Origin of the sequence: Azotobacter bryophylli (assembly GCF_042643485.1) — a bacterium.
Classification (GTDB): domain Bacteria; phylum Pseudomonadota; class Gammaproteobacteria; order Pseudomonadales; family Pseudomonadaceae; genus Azotobacter; species Azotobacter bryophylli.
Genome location: NZ_JBHRSJ010000004.1, coordinates 72,773 through 99,478, shown reverse-complemented (window position 1 = coordinate 99,478; position 26,706 = coordinate 72,773). Strand labels below are relative to the sequence as shown.

Annotated in this window: 20 protein-coding genes; 12 read left to right on the top strand and 8 right to left on the bottom strand. The window is 64.3% G+C overall.

The window, feature by feature from the left end; translation table 11 throughout:
• Position 1: 1 nt before the first annotated feature.
• The 3 genes from shc (at position 2) to ACFOJE_RS03090 (ending at position 5,455) form a co-directional block, all read left to right on the top strand.
• The gene (gene shc, locus ACFOJE_RS03100) at positions 2–1,984 is read left to right on the top strand and encodes a squalene--hopene cyclase (protein WP_377812786.1); all 1,983 of its coding nucleotides are present in this window, start codon (positions 2–4) and stop codon (positions 1,982–1,984) included.
• Complete coding sequence (locus ACFOJE_RS03095; protein ID WP_377812785.1) at positions 1,981–2,724, top strand: phosphorylase family protein; 744 nt, start codon at positions 1,981–1,983, stop codon at positions 2,722–2,724. Before shc ends, ACFOJE_RS03095 begins: the two co-directional genes overlap by 4 nt.
• Before the next feature lie 91 nt (positions 2,725–2,815).
• Positions 2,816–5,455, top strand: coding sequence for an MMPL family transporter (locus ACFOJE_RS03090; RefSeq protein WP_377812784.1), 2,640 nt, complete (start codon positions 2,816–2,818; stop codon positions 5,453–5,455).
• A gap of 693 nt (positions 5,456–6,148) precedes the next feature.
• Here the strand turns inward: ACFOJE_RS03090 and ACFOJE_RS03085 are convergent.
• Complete coding sequence (locus tag ACFOJE_RS03085; RefSeq protein WP_377812783.1) at positions 6,149–6,463, bottom strand: c-type cytochrome; 315 nt, start codon at positions 6,461–6,463, stop codon at positions 6,149–6,151.
• A 917-nt stretch (positions 6,464–7,380) separates the two neighbouring features.
• On the opposite strand from ACFOJE_RS03085, the gene ACFOJE_RS03080 reads away from it, so the two are divergent.
• On the top strand, positions 7,381–8,262 hold the full coding sequence (locus ACFOJE_RS03080; RefSeq protein WP_377812800.1) for a substrate-binding domain-containing protein: 882 nt from the start codon (positions 7,381–7,383) through the stop codon (positions 8,260–8,262).
• 13 nt (positions 8,263–8,275) lie between these two features.
• On the opposite strand, the gene hemN is transcribed toward ACFOJE_RS03080, so the two are convergent.
• Positions 8,276–9,664: an oxygen-independent coproporphyrinogen III oxidase gene (hemN, locus tag ACFOJE_RS03075; protein WP_377812782.1), complete on the bottom strand. Its 1,389-nt coding sequence runs from the start codon at positions 9,662–9,664 to the stop codon at positions 8,276–8,278.
• Positions 9,665–10,108: 444 nt separating this feature from the next.
• On the opposite strand from hemN, the gene ACFOJE_RS03070 reads away from it, so the two are divergent.
• On the top strand, positions 10,109–10,990 hold the full coding sequence (locus ACFOJE_RS03070; RefSeq protein WP_377812781.1) for a Dyp-type peroxidase: 882 nt from the start codon (positions 10,109–10,111) through the stop codon (positions 10,988–10,990).
• Between the two features lie 196 nt (positions 10,991–11,186).
• Here the strand turns inward: ACFOJE_RS03070 and ACFOJE_RS03065 are convergent, their stop codons facing one another.
• Positions 11,187–11,783, bottom strand: a complete 597-nt coding sequence (locus tag ACFOJE_RS03065) for an acetate uptake transporter (protein WP_377812780.1) — start codon at positions 11,781–11,783, stop codon at positions 11,187–11,189.
• A gap of 895 nt (positions 11,784–12,678) precedes the next feature.
• On the opposite strand from ACFOJE_RS03065, the gene ACFOJE_RS03060 reads away from it, so the two are divergent.
• Positions 12,679–12,960, top strand: coding sequence for a hypothetical protein (locus ACFOJE_RS03060; protein WP_377812779.1), 282 nt, complete (start codon positions 12,679–12,681; stop codon positions 12,958–12,960).
• 102 nt (positions 12,961–13,062) lie between these two features.
• Here the strand turns inward: ACFOJE_RS03060 and ACFOJE_RS03055 are convergent, their stop codons facing one another.
• The 5 genes from ACFOJE_RS03055 to ACFOJE_RS03035 form a co-directional block, all read right to left on the bottom strand.
• Complete coding sequence (locus tag ACFOJE_RS03055; protein ID WP_377812778.1) at positions 13,063–13,860, bottom strand: SDR family NAD(P)-dependent oxidoreductase; 798 nt, start codon at positions 13,858–13,860, stop codon at positions 13,063–13,065.
• A gap of 234 nt (positions 13,861–14,094) precedes the next feature.
• Positions 14,095–14,826, bottom strand: coding sequence for a hypothetical protein (locus ACFOJE_RS03050; RefSeq protein ID WP_377812777.1), 732 nt, complete (start codon positions 14,824–14,826; stop codon positions 14,095–14,097).
• 121 nt (positions 14,827–14,947) lie between these two features.
• The gene (locus ACFOJE_RS03045) at positions 14,948–16,006 is read right to left on the bottom strand and encodes a glycosyltransferase family 2 protein (RefSeq protein WP_377812776.1); all 1,059 of its coding nucleotides are present in this window, start codon (positions 16,004–16,006) and stop codon (positions 14,948–14,950) included.
• A gap of 367 nt (positions 16,007–16,373) precedes the next feature.
• The gene (locus ACFOJE_RS03040; protein ID WP_377812775.1) at positions 16,374–17,699 is read right to left on the bottom strand and encodes an OprD family porin; all 1,326 of its coding nucleotides are present in this window, start codon (positions 17,697–17,699) and stop codon (positions 16,374–16,376) included.
• A gap of 237 nt (positions 17,700–17,936) precedes the next feature.
• Positions 17,937–19,889, bottom strand: a complete 1,953-nt coding sequence (locus ACFOJE_RS03035) for a UvrD-helicase domain-containing protein (protein WP_377812774.1) — start codon at positions 19,887–19,889, stop codon at positions 17,937–17,939.
• A gap of 202 nt (positions 19,890–20,091) precedes the next feature.
• Between ACFOJE_RS03035 and ACFOJE_RS03030 the strand changes: the two genes are divergently transcribed.
• From ACFOJE_RS03030 to ACFOJE_RS03005, 6 genes are all read left to right on the top strand, one after another.
• Positions 20,092–20,742 (top strand): response regulator, encoded by a 651-nt coding sequence (locus ACFOJE_RS03030; RefSeq protein ID WP_377812773.1) that lies wholly within the window; start codon positions 20,092–20,094, stop codon positions 20,740–20,742.
• A 209-nt stretch (positions 20,743–20,951) separates the two neighbouring features.
• Positions 20,952–22,100: a methyl-accepting chemotaxis protein gene (locus tag ACFOJE_RS03025; protein ID WP_377812772.1), complete on the top strand. Its 1,149-nt coding sequence runs from the start codon at positions 20,952–20,954 to the stop codon at positions 22,098–22,100.
• A gap of 43 nt (positions 22,101–22,143) precedes the next feature.
• Positions 22,144–22,512: a response regulator gene (locus ACFOJE_RS03020; RefSeq protein ID WP_377812771.1), complete on the top strand. Its 369-nt coding sequence runs from the start codon at positions 22,144–22,146 to the stop codon at positions 22,510–22,512.
• Positions 22,513–22,522: 10 nt separating this feature from the next.
• Complete coding sequence (locus ACFOJE_RS03015; protein WP_377812770.1) at positions 22,523–22,840, top strand: STAS domain-containing protein; 318 nt, start codon at positions 22,523–22,525, stop codon at positions 22,838–22,840.
• Entirely contained in the window at positions 22,837–24,963 is a 2,127-nt protein-coding gene (locus tag ACFOJE_RS03010; RefSeq protein WP_377812769.1) for a chemotaxis protein CheA, read from the top strand. The genes ACFOJE_RS03015 and ACFOJE_RS03010 overlap by 4 nt, the downstream gene beginning before the upstream one ends.
• A 50-nt stretch (positions 24,964–25,013) precedes the next feature.
• Positions 25,014–26,705: a putative bifunctional diguanylate cyclase/phosphodiesterase gene (locus ACFOJE_RS03005; protein ID WP_377812768.1), complete on the top strand. Its 1,692-nt coding sequence runs from the start codon at positions 25,014–25,016 to the stop codon at positions 26,703–26,705.
• Position 26,706: the final 1 nt, after the last annotated feature.

Below are 26,706 nucleotides of genomic sequence, written 5' to 3'. Positions count from 1 at the left end.
AATGTTGGAAAGTTCTCCCCTTCTTGATCCGGCTGCCGCCGATAGCCATCTTCAAGAGCCGAAAATGCCCGGTTTGGATCAGGGCATTGAACGTGCACGCGAAGCGCTTCTGGCGAGGCAGGATGCCGATGGCCATTGGTGCTTCGAATTGGAGTCCGATTGCACGATCACTGCTGAATACATCTTGATGATGCATTTCACGGATGAGATCGACGAGTTGCTTCAGGAAAAGATGGCGCGATACCTGCGCGCTATCCAGGATCTGGATACCCATGGTGGCTGGTCCCAGTACGTGGGGGGCGAGATTGATCTTTCCTGTACGGTCAAAGCCTATTACGCTCTCAAGGCTGCCGGCGACGCACCCGAGGCTCCGCATATGCGTCGTGCAAGGGAGGCGGTGTTAGCGCTTGGCGGCGCAGCGAAGAGCAACGTGTTCACTCGAATCCTGCTGGCCATGTTCGAGCAGGTGCCGTGGAGGGCGGTGCCCTACTTGCCAGTAGAGCTCATGCTGCTGCCGAGTTGGGCTCCGATCCACATCGAGAAAATGTCTTACTGGGCGCGGACTACCCTGGTGCCCCTGACCATTCTCTGTTCGCTCAAGGCTCGAGCTGTCAATCCGAAGCGAGTCCATATCCGAGAGCTGTTTGTCACTGCTCCGGAGCTGGAGCAGGACTACTTCGTTCGTGGCGGAGCCTTGAACCGTTTATTCCTCGCACTGGATAAGCTTGGTCGCGCGGTAGACAGCTTCGTGCCAAGTGCTTTGCGTAAGAAAGCCATTCGTAAGGCCGAAGCTTGGTTCCTGCCGCGGATGAATGGCGATGATGGTCTCGGCGCCATTTTTCCACCCATGGTCAATAGCTACGAGGCCATGGTTCTGCTCGGTTATCCCAAGGATCATCCTGACCGTCAGACTTGCCTGCGCTCTATCCAGAAGCTGGTAGTGCATCGAGAGGACGGCTCGGCCTACTGTCAGCCTTGTGTTTCGCCAGTTTGGGATACCGGCTGGAGCGCCATGGCCCTGATCCACAGTAGTGACGATGCGAGCACCGATGCGGCGATCGTCCGTGCCTGCGATTGGCTGGTGCAACGGCAAGAGTTGATGTGTAAGGGGGACTGGGTTGCACGTGCCCCACAGGCAGCTCCGGGTGGTTGGGCCTTCCAGTATGCGAATGGTTACTATCCGGACATCGATGACACGGCCTTGGTCGCGGCGTTGCTACATGTGATGGATCGGCGTCGAGGTCAACCCGGGAAGCACAGCTATAATACCGACCGCGCTGTCGACTGGATGCTCGCCCTGCAGTCGAGGAACGGCGGTTTCGCCGCCTTCGATGCCGACAATACCTACTACTACCTCAACGCTATTCCCTTCGCCGATCACGGCGCGCTGCTAGATCCGCCGACCGAGGACGTTTCCGGTCGCGTAGCGGCTTGTTTGGGGGTGTTGGGGCGCAGTCAGGATCGTTTCGGTCTGAGTCACTGTGTCGATTACCTGCGTGCAACCCAGCAACCCGATGGCAGTTGGTGGGGGCGTTGGGGTAGCAATTACATCTATGGCACCTGGAGTGCCATTTCCGGCCTGTCCCTTGCCGGGGAGGACCCGAGGCAGCCCTATCTTCGCAAGGCCATCGACTGGCTGCGGGTGCGGCAGAACGAGGATGGCGGCTGGGGCGAGACCAATGATAGCTACATCGATCAGGCTTTGGCTGGCATGAATGGAGGAGTCAGCACGCCACATTCGACAGCCTGGGCCGTGCTAGCTCAACTGTCCGTGGGAGAAGTCGAGTCCGATTCAGTCCGGCGTGGCGTGGCATTCCTGCTTTCCACGCAAGATTCTAATGGGCTTTGGTCTCATCCCTCGCATAACGCGCCAGGCTTCCCGCGAGTCTATTACCTCAAATATCATGGTTATGCGGCGTATTTCCCCCTATACGCGCTTGCTCGCTATCGCTATCTACTGAATTGTTCCAGGGCGCAGTCGTGAGATTGCAGTCGCTCGGCGTTGTTGTGGCATTGAAGGCCGAAGCTGCCGCACTGACAAAACAAACGGCATATCCGGAGAGCATCCTGCCAATCGCCAATGGCTGCGGTCTGTTGCTGAGTGGGATGGGGCCGGATGCAGCTCTGAAGGCGGCACATTCTTTGGCTGACGCTGGGGCCCAAGCATTGGCGACTTTCGGTGTCGCCGGCGCCTTGGTTCCGGGGTTGCGCAGTGGCACGTTGCTTTGTCCGCAACGGATACTAGATGAGCAAGGTCGTGTTTACCTGGCTGATCCTGCTTGGTGCAATCGGCTGCAGCGGCGTCTAGTCGCTGCAGCGTTGGCGACGGTTTCCGATATTGCCTTGCTCAGCATGCCAGCATCTGTTTCCACCGTGACAGGAAAGGTTGCAGCTCAGCGTCATTACTCGGCTGCGGCGGTGGATATGGAAAGTGCCTCGGTAGCCGCAGTGGCTGCAGAGCGGAAACTGCCATTCGTCGCGCTTCGAGCCATTGTCGACGAGCGGGATGATTCACTTCCCGAGGCGCTGCAGGCTGCCATCGATCCGTGGGGGCAGCCGAGGATATTGCCGATGGTCTCTGCTCTGGTGAGGCATCCAAGCCTGCTGGCCCGTTTACCCGGATTGTCTTCCCGCATGGGCAAAGCCGTTCGTGCACTACGCACAGCGGCAGCCATAGCCCCGAGCCTGGAGGCGCCCGAATCCCTTAACCGCACCCAGTCGTGATAAGATCCGCCACCAATTTTTGGGTGCTCAGCGTGGCCGAGGATCTGCTTCGTCCGACAGCAGTCCGAGACCATGCAATATTAAGGTTGTTATGACTAGGTTAGTGCGGCAATGTCTCGTCTGGCTGGTGGATTCCAGTGGGCGTCACCCCTTCATCGTTCTACTGTTGGCGGCGCTGCTGGCGACGGTCAGCCTGATGGGGGCATCCTCGCGTCTAAGTATAGATACCGATTCGGATCACCTCTTCTCCGATCGACTGCCGTGGCGCCAGCAAAGCGCCGAGTTCGCCCGGCAGTTTCCCCAGTTCAGCGATACGCTCATTGCCGTAGTACGCGCGCCGACGGCCGAGGAAGCGCGTGAAAACGCCCTGGCCCTTGCCAGCGGGCTAGCTGCCGATGAAGCGCACTTCCGCTCCGTTTCCACGCCTGGAATCAGCTCGTTCTTCGACCGCCAGGGCCTGCTGCTGCTGCCGTCGAAGGATTTGTTCGACGTTATCGATAGCATGCTGCAAGCTGGGCAACTGCTCGAACCACTAGCGGCCGACCCTTCCGCTCGCGGATTGCTCAAGGGCATGGACATGATGGTCGAGGGCGTTCGCTATGGGATGGCCGACTATCTCACGGCCTATGATGGCGCGCTCAACAACATCGCGAAGACTTTGGACGACGCCTTGGCCGGGCATAATTCGCCGTTGTCCTGGCAGGCTCTGATGACTCCCGAGCTAATCGGCCGTAGCGGCGGAATGGAGCTCGTGCTGATCCATCCCGTACTGGACCGCGATGCGCTCGAGCCTGGTCATGCTGCCACCCAGGCGATGCTGGATTTAGTTGCCGATCTGCCCGGCGTAAAAGCAGGACGCGTGAAGGTCAATTACACTGGCTCGGTGCCACTATCGGACGAGGAGTTCAGTTCCTTGACCGATCATGCCGTGCCGATTGCGGTTGGCAGCACATTACTGATGATTATCCTGCTGGTGCTGGCTCTGCGCTCCTGGCGGCTGATCGTGCCGGTGGTGATTACCCTGATCGTGGGGCTGCTCTTCACCCTCGGTTTTGCCGCTTACGCAGTCGGTCGTCTGAATCTGGTTTCGGTTGCCTTCGGGGTGCTCTTCGTCGGCCTTGCTGTCGACTTCGGCATCCAGTTCGCCGTACGTTTGCATGCTCTGCAAAGCCGGGATCGGGGTATTTCCGACACTCTTCACCACACGGGCAGTCAGGTGGGGGGGCAGATCGGCCTGGCGGCACTGGCGACTGCTTGCGGTTTCCTTGCCTTCGCACCGACTCACTTCAGTGGCATGGCCGAGCTCGGCATCATCGCCGGCATCGGTATGCTGGTGGCTTTGTTGTGCACCTTGACTATTCTACCGGCACTGCTGCGATTGATGGCCGGTGGAGCGCAACATGCGGACGTCGCTTTGCCCGGTGGCGCTGCCGCCGATACCTGGCTGGCAAGACGTCGCGTACCGGTTCTGGTCGCCTTCGCACTGCTGGGCGTGGCCGGCCTGTGGAGTGCCATGACCATTCCCTTCGATGCCAACCCGCTGCATACCAAGCGCGCGGACAGCGAAGCTATGCAGACCCTGAACTCGCTGATGGGTGACCCGAACACCAATCCCTTCAACCTTAACGTCATGGTTCCGGACGTTGACGCCGCGCGCAAACTGAGCGATCGCCTCGGTACCTTGCCCGAAGTGGCGCAGGTGGTCTCCGGCGCCGATTTCGTTCCTGGCGGGCAAGACGATAAGCTGGACCAGATCAGGCAGGCGATGGATCTGATGTATTCAGTCCTAAGCCCTCATCAAGTGAAGAACGCACCCACGGTCGCCGAATTGCGTGCGGCCGCACGTGAAACCAGCGTGGCGATCGCCAGTGTCTCTGGCGAGCTACCGCCCAATGCCCCGTTGACTCATATCGGACAGTCGCTGGGCCGCCTGGCCGAAGCACCGGATAGCGCGGTACTGATGGCTAACGACGCACTGTCGCGGTTTCTTCCGGAGACTTTCAAGCGGCTGAAGGATTCGCTATCGGCCGAACGCATCACTCCGAAGAACCTGCCGGACGAGTTGAGGCAGGATTGGTTCACTCCTGACGGTCAAGTACGGGTACAGTTGACGCCTGGCGATGAGGCGCAACATACCGCCGGGCTGCGCAGTTTTGTCCAGGCCGCTCAATCCGTGGCACCTGAGGCTGTCGGTTCGGCATTCGATACCATCAAGTCGGCCGATACCATCTTGCAGGCCTTCCAGCAGGCAGCCATGTACGCCACCCTGGCCATCGCTCTGGTGCTGATGCTGGTGCTTCGTCAGTTCCGCGATGCCGCCTTGGTGATGGTGGCCTTGCTCATGTCGGCTTTGCTGACGGCGTTGCTGGCCCGACTGCTCGGCATGACGATCAACTTCGCCAACATCATCGCCTTGCCGTTGTTGCTGGGGGTAGGCGTATCCTTCAACGTTTATTTCGTCATGAACTGGCGTAGTGGCATGCGCCAGTTCCTGGGATCACCGACCGCACGCGCTATCCTGTTCTCCGCGCTGACGACGGGAACCGCATTCGGTAGCTTGGCGATAGCACGCCATCCCGGCACGGCCAGCATGGGAACGCTGCTGCTGCTGAGCCTGTTCGCGGTGCTGCTGTCCACCTTCGTATTTCTCCCGGCATTGTTGTACATGCTTTCCCCGCCCGGGCACGACGGTAAAGACGTACAGGGCACTGCCCGGCCGGCGGCAAAATGAGATAATAGCTGCGCGGGCTTGGGCGTCAGGGGATTGGAGCAGGGGGGCAGCGGCATTTCATGCATGAGCCCCTTGCTTGAGAAGGCCGTGTCCTGACGAATGCTTTCTGGCTGACTGCTTCAGTGCAGTAGGTCCCCCGAAGCCCAAGTGAGCGAACCCGCGTTTAGGCCCGTTCGACCGGCCTTTCCTGTGCGCGAGGTGCCGCTGGTGCCTCGTCGTCTACTGCGGTCGCCAGGCCAGCATCTAGGCGGATGATCGCCCCCCTGCAATGCAAACAGGCTCCTGATCCTGGATGCCATGCCTTTTCCAATGATCTCTTGATCGCGCCTGAGTGCTCGCCTGCCAGCCGAGACGTCGTCTCTTTTCGGGGCGTGTGCGTTACCGTCTATTTCCACCGGATCAGCATTGCTGGCCATGACATGTTCTCCTGCATTGGCAAACGAATCGGGAATAGTCTTGGGATAGGCGGGCAGGGGGGGATGAGCCAGATCGTGCGATCGCTCGTTACGGTCATTCCCGCCATCGATGGATAGGTTTGGACAAACCTTCGGTACAGAGGCGATGGTCCGGCTGGTGATGACCAACTGAAATCGTGACGGTAGGGAGCGTCGGAGAAGGGAGAGCTGATGCTGCAGGATCATGGGCTTGGGGGACGTCATGACCAGAGTCCTGGCATGGCGTCCTGGAGTGCCATTACTTCTTGCTGAGAACCCACTCGGCAAGAGTCTTGGCTTCTGCCTCGGTCACAGCGTTCGGCGGCATCGGGATCGGGCCCCACTTGCCTTGGCTGCCCTTGGTGATGCTATTGACCAGAGTGGTTACCGCATCGCCCTGACCGGCGTACTTAGCGGCGACGTCTTTGTAGGCAGGGCCGACCAGCTTGGTGTCGACGTTGTGGCAGGCGACGCAACCCTTGGCTTTGTACAGCGCTTCGCCGTCCTCGGCCATGGCCGATTGTAGGGCCAGCGCGCCGCCGAGGGCGAGCAGTGAAACCACAATCTTCTTCATGAGTGACTTCCTCATAGGCTAATGGGGCAAGCTCGTCGGCTTGCTTGATTGACCCGATAAGCGAACCGGGCGATGAAACGTTAAATGCGGCGACCGGGCTGATCAACCTGTTTTCAAGTTCAGACTGTTTATCACCACTTCGACGCTACTACCTGTTGTCAAAGGTGGTGGATTCATCCTAGGCCAGCCTCGAGCCGATTCGTTTGATCGATATCAGATCATCTGCATGACGACCCGAGCTTGCAAATTCTCCCAGTTGTCTTGGATATGCCCAATCATGGCAATGGGGATTGACTGCCCGCGTTCGAGAGTTCGGCACGAAGACTTCTGACGGATGCACATTCGCCCAAAAGGCTGCAGCGGCGATGTTCTTTCGGTTTTCCCGGATGTCTGCCATGTCGAGTGGCGAAGCGGCAGGTCTTGTACTCCATCGCTCACAAGATCGGTAAGCCAGGATCCAGAGATACGGGGGCGGATGGCGGTACTATCGGCTATCCGGTTGAATATTGAGGAGATATTCGAGTTGGTGAATGGGAGGGTGGAAAAGGCTGGTGCCGCTCCCCGGCTTGTTTCGGGCAAGCGCTCCATACAACATCGGCACCGTGTCAAGGGAACGACACAGGCTTCCAGGGAAGGCGGTCAGGGACATCGCAGGATGCGATTCATCAGGATGATGACCCAGGGAAGAACCAAAAAAGGCGGGGGAATCCCCGCCTTTTTCTTTTCCGGTGCCATAAGCTTATTGACGCCGCAAACGCTGACACTATGGAAAAACCCGAAGGTTCCGGCCCGTATGCATAGCCGGTAAGGGATTCCCTTTGAATCGCTCTCGATCTATCCATTGTCTCGTCCTCGGTCTGCTCTGTGGCTTTTCCCTTGCGCTGCCTGCAATGGCCAGGCCGCTGCATTTCGCCTTGGTGGCCAAGACCGTGGACGAGGAGCCGTTCATTTATGCTGCCCGGGGCTGTGCCGAGGCCGCCCAGGCAGAGGGCGACACCTGCATCTTGCTGGGGCCCTCGGGACCTACGCACTTCCGCAAGCAGGATCCCGTCCTGAGCGAGGCACTGGCTCTGGGCCTGGACGGGATCGCACTCTCGGTGACCAACTCCCGTTGGCTGGCTTTGCATTCGCTGCAGCGGCTCGGACTGACGCCGCTGATCACCTTCGACTCCGATCTGGAGCCGGAGGAGCAGTATCTGCGCCGCGCCTATGTCGGGCAGAACAACCTCGAAGTCGGTCGGCGCCTGGGCCTTCTGGCTCAGCGTTTGAGGCCGGGGGGCGGGCGAGTCTGTCTGCTGAGTGGCGGCCACTCCGATCCTAATCTCAACGCCCGCCTGCAAGGCGTCCGTCAGCAGCTCAGCGGACGACCAGGCATTGCCGAGCGATTGAGCGGCGAGAATGGCTGGATCTCACATGAGCGCTGTCCTCTGTATGGCGCTGACGATCAAGAGTTGGTCCTGAAGCAGCTCACGACCATACTTCAGAGCGGACAAATCGACATCATCATCTCCCTTGGCTCCTGGCCGATCTTCGATGTGGGGAAATTCCGCCAGCGCCTCGGTCCTCTGCTCGCCGAGCTCGAGGCCAAGGGACGGCGTCCGGACCTCATCATCGGCATCGGCGAGCCTAGCGAAGCGGAGCTCGCCTTGCTCGACGACGGCTTGGTGCAGGGCTACCTGTCGATGAACTTCACGGAGATAGGGCGCGAGAGTTATCGGGTGCTGAAGCGGTTGGCCCAGGGGGAATCCGTTCCCATGAATACCTTCATCGACAGCCGCATCTATCTGCCGAAACGGTAGTCCGCTCCTTCGTTCAAACCGTGCGCGAGAAGCGTCCCTTCTGTTTGCTTCCCAGGTAGGCGTCGAAGGCCATGGCCACGCTGCGCATCATCAGCTGTCCCTGGGGTAGCAGCTCCAGGGCGTCGTCGCGGATTTCCACCAGACCGTCGGCGACCTGCTCCTCCAGTTTGGCCAGCGACTCGGCGAAGTAGGTCTTGAAGTCGATGCCGTGATGGGCCTCGATCTCGGCGAAATTCACCCGCCCGTGGCACATCAGGCCGATGATCACCTCTCGGCGCAGGCGATCGTCCTCGTTCAGCCGATAGCCCCGCTGTACTGGTAGCTGGGCGGCATCAAGACGCGCGTAGTACTCCGAGAGCAGTTTGACGTTCTGGCTGTAGCTGTCGCCGACCTTGCCGATGGAGGAGATGCCGAGGCCGATCAGGTCGCAGTCGGCATGAGTGGAATAGCCTTGGAAATTGCGTTGCAGGGTACCGTTGGCCCGGGCCAGGGCCAGTTCGTCGTCCGGCAGGGCGAAGTGGTCCATGCCGATGTAGACGTAACCGGCCTCGGTCAGGCGACGGATGCTCAATTCGAGTAGTTCCAGCTTGCGTTCGGGCGGCGGCATGTCCTCGGGACGGATCAGGCGCTGGGCGGCCACCTGTTCGGGTAGGTGCGCGTAGCTGTAGGCGGCGATGCGATCAGGGCGCAGGGCGATGATCTTGTCCAGGGTGACATCGAAGCTGTCCACGGTCTGTAGCGGCAGGCCGTAGATCAGGTCGACGCTGACCGACTTGAAGCCGGCCGCGCGGGCCGCCTCGACCAGCGCGCGGGTCTGCTCCTCGCTCTGCAGACGGTTGACCGCCGCCTGCACGGCCGGGTCGAAGTCCTGTACGCCGAAGCTCAGGCGATTGAAGCCGAGCTGGCGCAGCTCATGGATCTGCGCCGGAGTAACGGTGCGCGGATCGACTTCCAGGGAGAACTCGTGTTCGTCGCTGTCGTCCAGGTTGAACGCCTGGTGCAGGGCCTGCATCAGCTCGGCCAACTGCTCGCTGGTCAGATAGGTGGGCGTGCCGCCGCCCAGGTGCAGCTGGGTCAGCTTGCGGCTTTTGTCGAACAGCGCGGCCTGCAGGGTGATTTCCTGCTTCAGGTAACGCAGGTACTCGGCGGCCCGTTCGGTCTTGTGGGTGATGATCTTGTTGCAGGCGCAGTAATAGCAGAGGCTCTTGCAGAACGGTATGTGGATGTACACCGACAGCGGTTTCGGACAGGCGACGGCGTTGCTCGCCTCGGCGGCGTGGCGGTAGTCGTCGATGGCGAAGGCCGTATGGAACTGCGGAGCCGTGGGGTAGGAGGTATACCGCGGACCTGGACGATCGTATTTCTCGACCAGAGCGCGGTTGAAACGGGGCGTTTGGTCCATGGGGACACCTGGCGAAAGGGCAGAAGACCGGGCTCGAAGGCAAAGGCGTCGAGCGCGACTTCTCTTCGGTCCGGAATGGTTGCGGGAATTATCCCCGACTTGAGTCTTTTGTACTCCTGTTTCAGATCAAGGATAACGGCGGCTGGTCGCTCCCCAGGCCAGCCACGGGCGGATAGGTTTGGAGCGAGTCTCGGAGCTCCTACGTTCGATTCGCGAGGACGGAAGCTACATCCGGAAACAGCGTGAGTGTTTCCGCTGGCGATTCTGGATGGCTGACTGCCGATAGGCAGCCGGTGCCTGTGTGCTGTGGTAGCTTTAGTTCCGTCTGGACCATCGCTCCGCATCGTCCCAAACCTACGACGAGCCATTGGCCGTATGGGCCGGCCGTGCTCGCGCCCGGGTGCAGGCCGCTTCGCTGAGCCGTTCTTCCATCAAGGAGTTCCCATGAGTCACTACCAGCCGGGCATCCTGGCTCCTGTGCCGCCACTGGCGCGCCATCTGTTCTTCACGCTCGAATCCCCGGAGGACCTGGCGGCGGCCCTGGATCGGCTGGCTCATTTTGCCGACGGTGACGCCACCGTGATCGGTCTGGGCGAGTCCCTGGTGCGTGCGCTCGGCGGGCGGATCGACGGGCTGCGGGTTTTCCCGGCGCTGGGTGGGACCGGAGTGGAGGTGCCTTCGATTCAGCATGCGCTCTGGTGCTGGCTGCGCGGGGACGATCGAGGCGAGCTGTTGCATCGTGCTCGTGCCATAGAGGCCGCGTTGGCACCGGCTCTGCACCTGGTGCAGATGACCGATGCCTTCCGCTACCAGACCGGCCGCGACCTGACCGGCTACGAGGACGGCACCGAGAACCCGCAGGGCGAGGAAGCGCTAGCCGCTGCTTTCGTCGCGGGTGCGCCGGTCGGTTTGCTGGGCGGCAGCTTCGCGGCGGTGCAGCACTGGGCGCACGATCTCGAGCGCTTCTCCGCCTTCGCTCCGGACGAGCAGGACAACATCATGGGCCGGCGCAAGAGCGACAACGAGGAGCTGGAGGACGCCCCCGAGTCGGCCCACGTCAAGCGCACCGCGCAGGAGAGCTTCAGTCCCGAAGCCTTCGTGCTGCGCCGCTCCATGCCCTGGACCGATGGACATCAGGCCGGACTGCTGTTCCTCGCCTTCGGCCATTCCCTCGATGCCTACGAGGCACAGATGCGCCGCATGGCCGGGCTGGAGGACGGCATCGTGGATGCCCTGTTTCGCTTCAGCCGCCCGACCAGCGGCGGTTACTACTGGTGTCCGCCGCTGCGCGAGGGGCATCTGGATCTGAGCGCGCTGGGACACTGAGCGGCTGGCCCGCATGGCCAAACGAAAAGACCGGCTTGGAGCCGGTCTTTTCGTTTTGGGCTATTACCCTGGGTTTTCTTGTTCGAGTGGGCCGTTCACCTTGAGGGGTAGCCCTGCTGCGCGCAACCGATTCGCAGCGTGAAGCCTTGCCAACTGGCCGCGTCCTCGGCCTATCGTGATGGCAAGCAGGCAGTCATCACTTGGACTGAGGAGCGCCCAGGGGCAGTACGGTGCGTCCGTACACTTCGTTCAGGATCTGTGCGATCGCACCGTAGATGGCCGAGAGACCGCAGAAAATGCCTTCGAAGCCGGCGATGTGACCCAGCAGTTCGCTGTCGGTGGCTTTTTCCATGGCGAGCAGGAAGAAGAGCACCACCAGGGAGCCGAAAATGACCTGCAGGCAGCGGTTGATCTTCAGGGTGCCGAAGAACATGCACAGCGTGAATACGCCCCACATCGCCAGGTAGGCTGCCATCGAGGTGCCGCTATCGGCGGCGAAGCCCAGTTTCGGCAGATCCATCAGGCCGACCAGCGTCAGCCAGAAGCAGCCGTAGGAAGTGAAGGCGGTGGCACCGAAGGTGTTGCCCATCTTCCATTCCTGCAGGCCCGCGATCAGCTGAGCCAGGCCGCCATAGAAAATGCCCATGGCGAGGATCATGCTGGTCAGCGGATAGAAGCCGGCATTGTGGATGTTCAGCAAGACGGTGGTCATGCCAAAGCCGAGGAGACCCAGCGGTGCTGGGTTGGCAAAGGCGGTTGAGTGAGTTGCGGTGGCGCTTGATGATACGGACATGGAAAACCCTTGTATAACTGGAGTGATGCGATTGGATGCCGGGGGCATCCCTGTTGCGGGAAGCGGGATGATCTACTGCAGTCTGTAAAGCGCTATCGGACGAGCCCTCTTTCAGCAATTCATGAACCATGACCTTGTTGCCCGGCCACATTTCAAATCCATGCGGTAGAGTGAATGCAAGCATTAGGCCAATGCCAGGCAGTCACGCGCCTGATTTTATGCCATTGTTTGTCAAAAGTTTGTTGTCTTAATGTGATCTTTCGTCACATGTTCTTCACTTTCGGTTCGTAACCAGTCGCTCTACAAGCCGCGAGCCAGAGCGGTCTGCCTAAGAGCTAGCAGGCTCGCTGTCAGCAAGGCAGCGCGGCTCGCCCGCCGACACATGTTCACAGCGGGACAGGATCGCCGGGCGGGAGCTATCGCCGCCGGTTTTTTCCTGGTGAAAGGGGAGTGGCATTCCCTGGGATGTTTCGCTGTTTCCGTCAGGGGCGTTTGCGTAGGTGCTTTGCCAGTCGGTCGTCTCATCGGCCCGTCTCCGCTCAGACTGGCGCACGATCGTCGATTGCCGGCATTGTCGTAAACCCGCCAAGCCGGCGAAGGCTGCGCCGTGTCGAATCAAACATCCATCGGCTTCAGCTGAGCCGGTTCCGGGGCCTCGGTTCGATGGAGTCGTCCAGACCGCGAATCTCGTCGCGGGTATGGCCGCAGGTAGGTGGCCGATGCTATCCGGCGCCACAGTCATGACGGAGAGGGACTATTCTCATGCATGGCTGCCGAGCCCGAGGGAGGCGATGCGATCTCTGCCGGGCCTTCACGAAGAGGCCGGCCGCAGGCGCGGCACTCGGTACTGCAGAAGGTGTCCACTGCAGGCCATTTCATCCAGAAGGAGCCCATCATGAGAATTGCTTACCTGTCCCCCCTCTTGCTCGCTCTGCTGCTGGCCGGCTGTGGAGGTAATAAAGAGGAGAAGAAGGCCAACGAGGTGACGCCTCCGGCCAGCGAGCAACCGGCCGTTCCCACCACGCCAGCCGTTCCGCCCTCTCCGACGGCTCCTGCCACGCCGAACACGCCTGCTGCCCCGGTCGCGCCGGACACGCCCGACAGTCCGGCTTCCCGGGTTCCCGGCAGCGACCAGGTGAATCCGAATCGCAATCCCAGCACGCCACCGTCCAGGTAGTGGGAACCGGGAGAGCTAGCGTCCGGCCTCAACCGTGACGCTAGCCGTGTGGTCGGGGCGCCCGAGCGAGGCCTTGGGAGGCTCGACGCCTTTCTCGAATGGCTACCGGGAATAGCGAGGGGCTGGCTTGCTGTGGGAGAGGTTCGGCCGTAGACGGGAGCGGGCTTCCATGAGAGCGTCCCAATCGGCATTGTCTGGCAGTGAGGGAATGGTGACGGTTTCGCCCAGATCGAAGCCGGCCAGTGCCGCATCGACCAGCACCTCGCCCTCCATCACCATTCTCTCGGGAATGGCGGCCAGATTGGCGCCGCTCCGTTCCCAGATTTCGGTACGGGTCACGCCCGGCAGAACGGCCTGCACCCGCACGCCCAGCTTGCCGAGTTCGCCTTCGAGGGACTGGCTCAGGCTGAGCATGTAGGCCTTGGTGGCGCAATAGGTGGCGCTGAGCATGTCTGGAGCCAGCGCCGCCACCGAGCTCAGGTTGATGATCGCTCCGCGCCCCGCCGCACCGAAGTTGGCGGCGGCTGATGCCGCCAGCAGGGTAGGAGCCACCACGTTGAGCTGCATCATCTGGTCGGTCTTGCCCAGATCGGCCTCGGCCAGCGGGCCTTCCATCACGACGCCGGCATTGTTCACCAGCATGCTGATCGAGGCGTCGCCGCGCAGACGCCGCTCGACGTGCTCCAGTTCGTGCTTGTCGGTCAGATCCGCCGGCAGTACTTCCACCTCGACTCCGTAGCTCCGGCTGAGGCGCTCGGCCATCGCCTCCAGGCGCTGGCGGTCGCGGGCGACCAGCAGCAGGTTGTAGCCACGCCGGGCGAGCCGGTCGGCGTAGAGGGCGCCGATGCCGGCGGAGGCACCGGTGATCAGGGCCGTGCCCTTGTCTTTTTGCATTGCCATGGTTCTTCTCCATATGGGGGACGTTCGATTGCGCGAGCCGGTGCGGCAGGTCCGCAGGCTCGGTCAATCCGCTGATTCTGCTGGGTCTTCTTATTATGGGAGGTGCATCGGGGCGGGCTGTTCCCGCAGGAGGGGAGGCCGGTCGGAGGTCTCGCGGGAGACCGGCCTCGGTATTTCGGGGCGGCTGAGCGATCAGCCGCCAGGGGCGTCCCCGCGGGACGGATTCGCAGGGTCTCAGGCGTAGGCGCGACGGGTACCGAGATGCTTGACGACGGAGGCGAGGCGCTCGATCGCGGAGAGCTTTTTGCGGATCACGACGATGAAGACCTTGCGATAATGGCCTTCCGGGCAGGTGATCTCGCGCACTCCGTGCCAGGAGTTGCCGTTGCGGACGAATATGAAGCTGTAGTTGCCCATGGCGGTGGCATCGATGGCCTTGTCGAAGTCCTCGAATGCCGGGGCGCTGCGATAGTCGAAGCGGCCGCCATCGTCCAGGACCACGGTCTGCCCGCCCCACTCGGGGCGCCAGTCCTTCTCGGTATTGAAGTAGAAGATGTGCGAGCCCAGCTTGTACTTGGCGTCGCAGTGCGGCGAAACCGAGCAACTGGCCGGCGTGTAGTGCCAGTGGTATTGCAGTTCGAAGTCCGAGGTGCCCAGCAGGCGCGCCATGAACCGCTGATAGAGCGGGCTCTTCAGCTCATCCATGAAAGCCTGCCAGGCCGGCGACAGGCTCTTGTGCATGTCGGGCGAGTACTCCAGGGACATGCGGTCATGCGGTTTCTGGCCGTAGCGACGTCTCTTGCCGAAGATCCGCTCGAACTGGTCGAGAGTCGGCATCGATTCGCACAGCGCCTGAAAACCTTCCGCGGTCAGCAAGCCGGCCGGATTGACCCAGGGAAAAGGATGCTGGGTCTGGAAAGCATGAGCATCGATTTGATCGAGAGCCTTGGTATTCAAGTACTGCATGGATTATTCCTTTAGACGCGTCGCTTGGTGGCTGTGGTGCCGATTGCGTGCTGCCCTGTAACCGGAGGATCGTCACCCATACGGGAGCTGTTGCCAAGGGGACGGAATGGCTTCATCTCCGTCAGTGGTTCAAGGGCGGACGGGGGCGATTGGGCGTGCACCAGCGCTGCTTGAGCTCGTCGAAAGCGGAGCGCCAGCCGATGGCGCCGGGCAGGCGTCGACTCAACGGCGAATGCAAGGCTCTCCGGTAGGCGTGCAGACCGCCGCGCCGGCGGGCTTTCCAGCACAGATCGAGCCAGCAAACGCCGACGGTACGGGCGAAGGCGTCCGAGGCGAAGCGCCCGCTCCGACGATTGGCGGCATCGAGGCGCAGCAGCCACTGCTCGGCCCAGTCCAGATAAGCATTGTCGAACTGGGCGCCGAGCGTCTTGACCCGGGTCAGAGCATAGTGACGGGCGAGATCCTCGTCGCTGACTTCCATCCCCAGTTCCTCGATGCCCCGGCGATAGATCGCCTGCTTGCGGTCGCGTCCCAGGTCGTCGGTGTTGCGGGTGATGCGTCCGTCGTGCTCGCGGCCGCAGACCAGGATGTCGCCCATGTTGGCCATCCGGTGCTTGCGCGAGAGGCGCTGGTGCAGTTCGTAATCCTGGCAGCGGCGGAAGTCCAAGCTGTAGCCGTACTCCTTCAGGATCGCCGTGCGCGCCATGATGGTGCGGTTGGTGAGGGCACAGTAGAACAGCAGGCTGGCGGCCACGTCGTCGGGATCGAGGGGCTGGCGACGCACCCGCTTCAGCGGATGCCCGTCGGCGTCCATGAAGTTGCAGGCGCTGCCGATCTGGACGATGTCCGGATGCCGGTCAAGGAATTCCACCTGGCGGGCGAGACGGTCCGGATAGCAGAGGTCGTCGCTGTCGAGCAGGGCGATGTACTCGCCGCGCGCCAATTCCAGACCGCGATTGCGGGTGGCCGGAATGCCCATGTTGTGCGGATTTCGCTCGACGCGCAGGCGCGGGTCGCGATACTCGGCCAGCTTCGCCAGAGTGCCGTCGGTCGAGCCGTCGTCGACGATCAGAACTTCGAAATTGCCGTAGGTTTGCGCCAGCACGCTGTCCACCGCGGGACCGATGTAGTGCTGCCGGTTGTAGACGGGAATGAATACCGTGACCTTGGGGTTGTTCATCGGCATGCGCACCACTGTCGCTCGGTTGGACGGCGGCCGCTCTTCTCGATGTGATGCGACGACGCGGCTGGGATTGCTACCGGAGCCCCGGGCAGCTTGTTGTTCATGATGATTTGCATGTCTTCCTGAGGAGTGAATTGGAGCGTCCTGCTCGGTCGGGGCAAGGAGCGAAGTGCGTAGAGGGTGGGCATCAAAAACGGAGCATGTTGGAAAACAGAAAACCGGCTTTATACACCAAATATCATCCCTCTGGCATTTGACGCGGGCCGGTGGACCGCCTCTGCAGGAGGCCATATCCGCCGAAGGAGCGCGCCGGCGCCAAGCCAGGCCCCGGGGCCATACTCACCCCTGACCAGCGGGTACGATTTCAAAATAGTGCAAGCGTGTAGCTGACGATCAGGCGGTTCTCGTCCCTGTCCTTGCTGTCGTTGCCGCGTTGTACCCCGTTGCGCCAAGTGAGGCCCACGCCCTTGAGGGGGCCGTCGGGCACGACGTAGTCGAGGCGGATGTCGCGCTCCCATTCCCGGTGGTCAGGGCCCTGGGCGTGGATGTTGTGGGCGCTGTAGTAGGCCGTGCTGAACTTCAGCCCGGGCACCCCGAGTTGCTTGAAGTCGTAGGCGTAGCCGGTCACCCAGGTCCGCTCGCCGGCGCTGGTGAAACGGGCGATCTGGGCGTTGGTGATCAGGTGCAGGGTGCGGCCTTCGTCCTCGTTGATGTGGGGGAAGTCGCTGGGGCCGCTGATCTGCTGGTACCCGGCGCTGAAGGCATGGCCCTTCAGGCTGTAGGTGAACATCGCGCTCCACAGGTGGTTGTCGACCTCGCCGGCGGTCACGCTGTTGCCGTAGTAGCCGCTGCTGAGGTAACCCTCGGCACGGCCGGCGGCGCTGGCGTTCCGGCCGTCGGAGGTGCTGCGGAAGTAGCGCAGGTCGGTCTTCAGCGAGCCCGCCGGCAGGTTCCAGTCATGGACTAGGCCGAAGAAGTGCTGCTGGTAGAAGTTCTTCAGGTTGCCGTAGTAGTACTGCAGCAGCAGGTTCTTGCCGGCCTTGTAGTCGGCGCCGGCGTAGAGGAATTCGTGGCTGAAGCGGCCGGTCTGCGGGTCGTTGGCGCCGGCGATGGACATGCCCTGATGGTCGTAGGAGTTGCGCTCCGCCACGCGCGTCAGGCGGCCGGCGATCAGGCTCAGGTCGTCGATCTCGTGGGAGGCGATCTGCGCGCCGCGGAAGGTCTGCGGCAGCAGGCGGCTGTCGCCGTAGGTCAGCACCGGCAGCTTGGGCATCAGGTTGCCGACATGGGCCGTGGTCTTGGAGAGGCGCATCTTGGCGGTCGGCTCGAGGCGGCCGAAGCCGTGTTTGGCGTTGCCGTCGCCGTCCAGCGGGAACACCGAGCCCGGGCTGCGCGAGAGGTCTTCCTTGCCGGCCCGTCCGCCGCCGTCCAGGCGCAGGCCATAGAGTCCCAGCACGTCGACGCCGAAGCCCACCGGTCCCTGGGTGAAGCCCGACTGGTATTTCAGGAAGAAACCCTGACCCCATTCGTTGATGCCGGGGGCGTCTTGGTGGCGGATGTCCTGGTCGATGTGGAAATTGCGCAGGTGGAGGCTGGCCTTGCTGTCTTCGATGAAGCCGCCGGCGATCGCCTGCGGGCTGGAGGACAGGATTCCGGCCGTGACGGCCAGGGCCAGTGACGCCTGTTTCATGTTGCTGGTTTCCCCTTGCGCGATGGACTGTCCGACTGTTCCTGGCCGGGGCGCGAATCGGGCCGCCGGCCAGCGTCTTCTCGTGCGAAGCACCGGCCGCTGGCTCGGTAGGCTGGCGGGCAGTGGCTTCAATTGGCCGCCACTGTACTGATAGCGACTTAAGCCAAACTGAACGGACTCGGCCGGAGGTGGCCGACGGACGGAGCAGGAGGCGTCTCCGGCGCGGCTTCTGTTTCGCTAGATCGGGTCTGCATGAGCGCCGCTGCGCTCCGCCAGCACCCGGGTCGCGCCCTGGGGCTTGCGGCTGAACCAGATCACCCGGCTCACGCCGCGGGTGATAGCCACGTAGGCCAGACGCAGGCCTTCGTCCTTCATCGCCTGGTCGTAGCTGTTGCGGAAGAATCCCGAATGGGCATACAGCGCGTTGCGCAGCGGATGCGGCTCCGGCGGCGGGCAGTCGTCGAGGATGATCGCCACTTCGGCCTGCAGGCCCTTGGCGCGATGGATGGTGTAGGCCTTGACCGGCAGCCGGCGGTCCAGCTGCGCCTGGACCTGCTGCAGCGGTTCGTTGCGCCGGCTGAGGAGCAGCACGGCATTGCGGTCGGCCCGCTGGCGCGTGGCGACGTGTGCGCACTGGGCGCGGATCTCTGCCAGCAGCTCGGGCAGGCGGGTCTTGAGGTCGAAGCGCGGCACCAGCCTGACGCCGTGGTCTCCCGGCTGCATGGCTCTGGCGGCCCGGCTGGTCTTGGTCTGCTTGAAGGCGACGTCCGCCAGTACCGCCTCGGCATCGCGGATTACCGGCTCGATGGAGCGGTAGTTGGTCTCCAGCGTCAGCACGGCGCTCTTCTTCGACCGCCCCCGGGCCGGGAAATGGCGGTCGAAGTCCATGAACAGCTCCGGGGAACTGCCGCGCCAGCCGTAGATGGACTGCCAGTCGTCGCCGATGGCCATCAGGCTGACCGGTTCGCCCCGCTGCGCCAGGGTGCGCTGCACGGCCTGCAGCCACTGGACGATCTGCGGCGAAATGTCCTGGAACTCGTCGATCAGCAGATGCGTGAAGGGCGCCAGGCTCGCGGTCGGGACGCCCTGGCCGCCGGCCGCCAGGCTTTCCGTGAGCCGCTGGAAGGCGCCGTTGAAGGTCGTCAGACCCTGTTCCCGCAGGCAGTCCTGGAAGGAGCGCCAGAACGGGAGCAGGGCCTCGACGAAGGTCCGTTCGCGCTCGGGGCAGGCCAGGGCCCTGACGTCCAGCCGTTCGATGCAGATGCCGAGGCTCTCCATGAAGCCGGCCTGCACGTGGAAGGCCTCGAACAGCGGCAGCGGGGCGAACTCGCCGGCCAGCTTGAAACCGTCCAGCGGCGCTCGTCGGCCCGCGTCGCTGCCGGGCGGCGGCAGATCCAGCAGCGCGTGCACCCGTGCGCGGAAGTCCGGCTGCGCGGCATAGCAGCGCTGATAGGCCTGTTTCAGCAGGCGCAGCTGGGCCGGTCGCAGACGGGCGGAGGCGAGGGGGTTGTCCGGTTCGGCCGAGCCGTTCCGGGCGTCCAGCTGCTCGAACCAGCGCGGCTCGTCCAGCAGGTCGCGGGCCAGAACTCCCATGGCCGAATGGAAGGTGCGCACGCACTGCCGTGCCCGCGCTTCGTCGAAGGGGTGGCCCCAGAAGGCGAGGACTTCGATCAGCCGCTCGCGCAGCTGCGCACAGGAGGCGTTGGTGAAGGAGATCACCGTCAGCCGTTCGGGGGCGATGCCCAGGTGGCAGAGCATGAACACCACGCGCAGCACCAGGGTGGTGGACTTGCCCGAGCCCGCGCCGGCGAAGATCCGGGTGACCGAGTGGCGGCCGAGGATCATCGCCCACTGCTCGTCCGAGGGGGCGCCGATCAGCCCGGCCGCCACCGCCGTGGCGACCCGTTCGCGCATGGCCTGGATGCGGGCGTCGTCCACCGGCATCGGCGCCGGCCCGTAGATGCCCTCGCCGGTCGGGCGGGGAGCCTTGTTCTTCGAGCCGGCCGGCTTTTCCGCCGGTTTCCGGCCGCCCTTGCCGGCGGGGGCGGCGGCCTTTTTCGCCTTCGGCCCGGGTTTGCGCGTCGGCTCGACCGGCTCCTTCGTCGCGCGCAGATGGGCCGCGGTGCGCGGAAAGTAACGCGCCAGCGCGGTGGCGAGGAGTGATCGGTAGCGCTTGACGGCGGACAGCATGCGGCGATTCCGGTACCGGCATAAGGGGGCGATGGGCGCGATGATAGGGTCTTTTCCTTCCGAATCGATCGTTTCGGGAGAAAGGCGCATTTTTTGCGTAGGCAATCACCGATTGCCGTCGCCCGGCTGCGACAGACCGCCGCGATTCGTTACTATCCCGCGGTTGCCCTTTTTCTCGAAATTGCGAAGGAAATGCTGAACGATGATCAACATCCTCATTGCCGACGATCACCCCATCGTGCGGGATGGCTTGAAACAGATCATCTCCGAACAGGGGGATATGCAGGTCCACGGCGAGGCGGCGGAGGGCGATTCCCTGCTGGCGGCACTGCGCCAGGGGCTGCCCGACGTGCTCCTGTGCGACATGTCGATGCCCGGGCGCAGCGGCATCGACCTGATCAAGACGGTCAAGGCGCTGTGGCCCTCTCTGCCGGTGCTGGTGCTCAGCGTCCACGAGGACGACATGTACGCCATCCGCACCATCAAGGCCGGCGCCATGGGCTATCTGACCAAGGCCTGCCCCTCCGAGCAGCTGCTGTCGGCCATCCGCCGGATCCATTCCGGCCGTCTCTACATCAACGAGGACGTGGCGGAGAAACTGGCCCTACAGGCGATCGGTGGGGCGCAGCTGCCGCATTCCGGCCTGTCCAACCGCGAGCATCAGGTGTTCCTGATGCTGGCCGAAGGCCTGACCGTGTCGGAGATCGCCAAGGCGCTGACCCTCAGCGTCAAGACCATCAGCACCCACAAGGCCAACATCATGCAGAAGATGAACCTGGCCAACATGTCCGAACTGATCCGCTACGCCATCGAGCATGGCCTGGTGAACATGCAGACCCTGCAGCCGGCCTAGGACTATTCCTAGGACTTCATCAGCGCATTCCGGCCTGGCTCGGTTCCGCTCCGAGCTGGCAAGGTGCTACTCCTAAGGGCAAATAAGCCCAGGCCGATACTTTCCCCGCCGCTAATTTCCGATCATGCCCCGCGCTTCCGCCGTGGGGCGCAAGCGTTCGGCATGCCAGAAAGCGGAGGCGTTCTGCCGTGGTTCCTTCGAAACGATTGATGCTCTTGTCCCTGCTGCCGGCGCTGGCGGGTGTCCTGGCCGTGTTCGTCAGCGGCGGGACTATCGTCTCGGCGCTCGTCGTGGCCCTGCTGGTGGCGCCGACCGCGCTGGTCGTGTGGCGGCGTACGCTGCCCGGAGGACGCGCCTCGGTGCCGGTGCCGGTACCGCTTTCCGCCATGGTCGATGCGGCCCGGGTGCGCGACTACGTCGACGGCGTCGGACAGCTCAGCCGCGAGCTGGCGCCGGTCTGGGAGCGCCAGGTGGACACCGCCAGGACCCAGGCGGAAGCCGCCGTCTCCGCCCTGACCGCCCAGTTCGCCGGCATCGTGCAGGAACTCGACGAGACCATCCGGATCTCCGCGCGCTTCGTCGGCGAAGGGCAGGGCCAGGGCGCCGCCCAGGTGTTCGCCGCCAGCCAGAGGGCCCTGCTGCAGGTGGTGGACACCCTGCAGGAAGTGGTCAACGAGAAGATCGCTCTGATGGGCGAGCTGGACCAGCTCAAGGCCTTCACCAAGGAGTTGGACCAGATGGCCCGGGACGTCGGCCGGGTCGCCGACCAGACCAACCTGCTGGCGCTCAACGCGGCCATCGAGGCCGCCCGCGCCGGCGAACACGGCCGCGGCTTCGCCGTGGTGGCCGGCGAGGTGCGCCAGCTGTCGCGCCTCTCTGGCGAGACCGGCAAGCGCATCGGCGAGCGGGTGGCGCTGATCGGCCAGGCGATCAACGCGGTGGTCGAGTCCGGCGCGGCCTCGGCCGAGCGGGACGGCCACCTGGCGGCGACCACTGAAGAGACCATCGGTCGGGTGCTCGGCGACCTGCGCGGGGTGACCGACGGCCTGACCGAGGCCGGCTCCCGGCTGCGCGAGAGCAACGCGAGCATCCAGGCCCAGGTGACGGACGCCATCGTCCAGCTGCAGTTCCAGGACCGCACCGGGCAGATCCTCAGCCATACCCGCGACAGCATCCGTGCCGCGGCGGCGGCCATCGCATCCTCCGCCGAGCGCTACGCCACCCAGCGGGTGCTGGCCGCGCCGGACGTGCAGGCCCTGTTGGAGGAACTGGACAGGTCCTACGCCATGGCCGAGGAGCGGCACAACCACAGCGGCGAGAGCGCCGAATCCGCCGACGACGGCATCACATTCTTCTAGAACACGGACGGCTCCGCCCGGTCGCGGAGCGAGAGGCAGACCCATGAGCAAGACGGTATTGGTGGTGGATGATTCGGCGGCGATCCGCCAGGTGGTGTCGATCACCCTGAGCGGCGCTGGCTACGAGGTGATCACGGCATGCGACGGCAGCGACGCCCTGGGCAAGCTCACCGGCCAGCGGGTGCACCTGATCATCTCCGACGTGAACATGCCGGTGATGGACGGACTGAGCTTCGTCAGGAAGCTGAAGGAGCGCCCGGAATACAAGTTCACCCCGGTGATCATGCTCACCACCGAATCGGCCGAGGATAAGAAGCAGGAAGGCAAGGCCGCCGGCGCCCGGGCCTGGATGGTCAAGCCCTTCCAGCCGGCGCAGATGCTCGCGGCCGTCTCCAAGCTGGTCATGGCCTGAGGGGCGGGGCATGTACAGTCTCGATGCCGGGCAGGGCCGGTTGCGCGTGCAGTGCGATCTCACCATCTTCCAGGCCGCGCAGCTGTGGCAGGCCTTCGGCGAGGCGCTGGAGCAGGCGCGGGCGCTCGAGGTGGATCTGGCCGGGGTCGGCGAGTTCGACAGCGCCGGTCTGCAACTGCTGCTGATGCTCCGGCAGGCCGCCATCGCCGGCGGCCGCGGGCTGCGGCTGAGCAATCCGGGCGCCGCCGTCGTCGAGACGCTGGCCCTGGTCGGTGCCTCGGGACTGCTGGACGAGGTGCCGCCGGCACCCGGGAGTGACCTGCAATGAGCCTGCAAGCCGCCTATCAGACCTTCCTGGCCGAGAGCCGGGAACTGCTGGAGCAGATGGAGTCCGACCTGCTGCAGCTCAAGAGCCGGCCCGAGGACGCCGAACTGCTCAACGCCCTGTTCCGCAGCGTGCACACGGTGAAGGGCTCGGCCGGGATCTTCGGCCTCGACCAGGTGGTCGCCTTCACCCACGTGGTCGAGAACCTGCTCGACAACCTGCGCCAGCTGACCCTATGCCTGACCCCGGCGCTGGCCGAGCTGCTGCTCCGCTGCCGCGACCACATCCTCGGCCTGGTGGAGACCGCCAGCGAGCCGCCGAGCCCCGCGCGGCTGGAAGCGGGTGCGGCGCTGATCGCCGAGCTGGAGCGCTGCCTGTCCGCCGGGACGGCCGAGCCCGTCGGTGGGGACGGCCCGGGCGAGGGGGCGGACGCCGGCGGCGATGCCTGGCATCTCTCCGTGCGCTTCGGCCGCGAGGTGCTGCGCAACGGCATGGACCCGATCGCCTTCATCCGCTATCTGGGCAGCCTGGGCCAGCTGGTCCATGTGGAAACGCTGGCCGACGCCCTGCCGCCGGTGGAGGCGTTCGATCCCGAGGACTGCTGGCTGGGCTTCGAGATCGCCTTCCGCGGCGACGTGACCCGGGAGACCCTGGAAGGCGTGTTCGAGTTCGTCCGCGACGACTGCGAACTGTCCATCCTGCCGCCGGGCAGCCCGCTGGAGGCCTTCATGCAGCTGATCGCCGAGCGCCCCGAGGACGACGAGCGCCTGGGCCGGCTGCTGGTGACCTGCGGCAGCCTGAGCGAGGAGGCGCTCGAACGCGGCTTCGCCGGGCGGCGCGCGACGGTCGCGGCCATCGCCGAGGAGCCGGTGCCGGAGGCGGAAACCGACGAGACATCCGCCCGCCAGCGCCAGGTGCCGCGGAACCGGGCCCAGGCCAGCCAGTTCATCCGCGTCCAGTCGGACAAGCTGGACCGTCTGATCAATCTGGTCGGCGAGCTGGTCATCGCCAGCGCCGCCACCGAGCTGAACGCCACCGCCTCCGGCGACAGCGCGACCATGGAGGCGGCGGCGGAAATGTCGCGCCTGGTCGAGGAGATCCGCGACAGCTCCCTGCAGATGCGCATGGTGCCCATCGGCGAGACCTTCCAGCGCTTCGTGCGCATCGTCCACGACGCCGCCTCCGAGCTGGGCAAGGACATCGACCTGCAGATCAACGGCGCCGACACCGAGCTGGACAAGACGGTGGTGGAGAAGATCGGCGACCCGCTCACCCATCTGGTGCGCAACGCCGTCGACCACGGCATCGAGCCGGCGCCGCTGCGCCTGGAGCGGGGCAAACCGGCGCGCGGGCATCTGCGGCTGAACGCCTTCCACGACTCCGGCAGCATCGTCATCGAGGTCGGCGACGACGGCGGCGGTCTCGACTGCGCGCGGATCCTGGCCAAGGCCCGGGAGCGCGGACTGGTGCGCGCCGACCAGGAGCTGTCCACCCAGGAGATCCACCAGCTGATCTTCGAGCCCGGCTTCTCCACCGCCGAGCAGGTCACCAACCTGTCCGGACGCGGCGTCGGCATGGATGTGGTGCGGCGCAACATTGAAGCCCTGCGCGGCACCGTGGAAGTGCAGTCGGAGCCCGGCGCCGGCACCCTGTTCCGCATCCGCCTGCCGCTGACCCTGGCGATCATCGACGGCTTCCTGATGCGCGTCGGCAGCGAGAGCTACGTGGTGCCGCTGGAGCTGGTCACCGAGTGCATCGAACTCAGCGCCGTGCAGCGCGAGGAATCCTGCGAGCGCAACTACATCAACCTGCGCGGCGAGGTCCTGCCGTTCGTGCGCCTGCGCGAGTACTTCGGCATCGACCAGGCGGCCGGGCGGCGGGAGAACATCGTCGTGGTGCAGCATGCCGGGCACAAGGTCGGTCTGCTGGTGGATGCCCTGCTGGGCGAGCACCAGACGGTGATCAAGCCCCTCGGCGCGCTGTTCCGCCACATCAGCGGCATCAGCGGCTCGACCATCCTCGGCAACGGCCGGGTGGCGCTGATCCTGGATATCCCGAACCTGATCCAGCGGCTCTGCCAGCGCGAAGGCGAACTGGCCGCGCGGCTGGAACGGGCGCAGCGGTGAGCGGCGGGCGCCCGAATGCCGACCACCGTCCGAATGCAGCGAGGTGTCACGTGTCCGGCCGGACCCATCGCCAGCCCCTGTGCGGGCTGATCGTCGAGGACAGCGACGACGACTATCTGCTGATCGAGGCCGCCCTGCGCCAGGGCGGCTTCGAACCCGAATGCCGTCAGGTGATGACGGCGACCCACCTGGAAGCGGCCCTGGTCGAGCGCACGTGGGACTTCGTCATCTGCGACCACAACCTGCCGGCCTTCGATTCGCAGATGGCGATGTCGCTGGCCAGGCGCCTGCAGCCGGAGCTGCCGTTCATCATCGTCTCCGGCGCCTGCAGCGACCAGATGACCGTCGAGGCCATCGCCGCCGGCGCGGTGGACGTGGTCGACAAGCACAAGTTGGCCAAGCTCGGCCCGGTACTGCGGCGGGAACTGAGCGAGCGACGGATGCGCCACGAACTGGTGGCGTCCCATCAGCATCTCGAGCGGCTGGCCTATTACGACCCGCTCACCGGACTGCCCAACGAGCACCGCTTCCTCGGCGAGCTGGAGCGCTTGTGCACCGGCGGCGCCAGCTTCGCCCTGGTGCTGGCCGACATGAGCCGCTTCCAGCAGATCGTCCGCTGCCTGGGGCCGCGCGCCGGCAGCCGGCTGGCGGTCCAGCTGGCCGAGCGCCTGCGCGCCGAGGTCGGCCAGGACGGCTTCCTCGCGCAGATCGGCCGCAACCGCTTCGCCCTGGCCCTGCGCGGCATCCCCGGCGCGGCGGCGCTGCGGGCCTGGATCGAGCGCTTCAGCGCCAGCCTGCCCGGCAGCATCGTGGTGGAGGGGGCCACCGTGCCGCTGGCCTGGCATCTGGGCGCCTGCCTCTATCCGCTCCACGGCCGCAGCGTGGCCCAGCTCCACCGCCATGCGGAGGTCGCCGTGCGCCGGGCGCTGCAGCAGCAGACCGACTGGGAGCTGTTCGACACCGCCTGGCTGAATCCTGCCGCCGAGCCTTACGACCTCGAAGACGCACTGCGCCAGGCCCTGCGCAACCAGGAGTTCTCCCTCGACTACCAGCCCCAGTTCGACCTGCAGAGCGGCGCCTGCATCGGCGCCGAGGCGCTGCTGCGCTGGCGCCATCCGCGCTGCGGCCAGGTCTCGCCGGCCCGCTTCGTGCCGCTGCTGGAGGAGACCGGCCTGATCGTGCCGGTGGGGGAGTGGGTGCTGCGCAGCGCCTGCCGCCAGGCCGCCCATTGGCACGACCAGGGCCACAGCGGGATGCGGGTGGCGGTCAACCTGGCGATGATCCAGTTCGAGGAGGCCTCGCTGGTCCGCATGGTGAGCTCGGCCCTGGCCGACAGCGGCCTGCCGCCGAACGCGCTGGAGCTGGAAATCACCGAGAGCGTGGCGATGAACGATCAGGAGCGGGTGATGGCCACCCTGCACGAGTTGCGCGAGCTGGGGGTGAGCCTGGCCATCGACGATTTCGGTACCGGCTACTCGTCGCTGGCCTACCTGAAGAACTTCCCGGTGGACAAGGTGAAAATCGACCAGTCGTTCGTCCGCGGCATCGACCGCGATCCGCGCGACCGGGCCATCGTCCAGGCCATCATCGGCATGGCCCGGGCGCTGGATCTGGTCACGGTGGCGGAAGGAGTAGAATCGGCGGCCCACCTGGAGTTCCTGCACAAGCACGGCTGCCGGCACGGGCAGGGTTACCACCTCGGCCGCCCGCTACCGCCGGAGCAGCTGGAATTCAAACACTAGA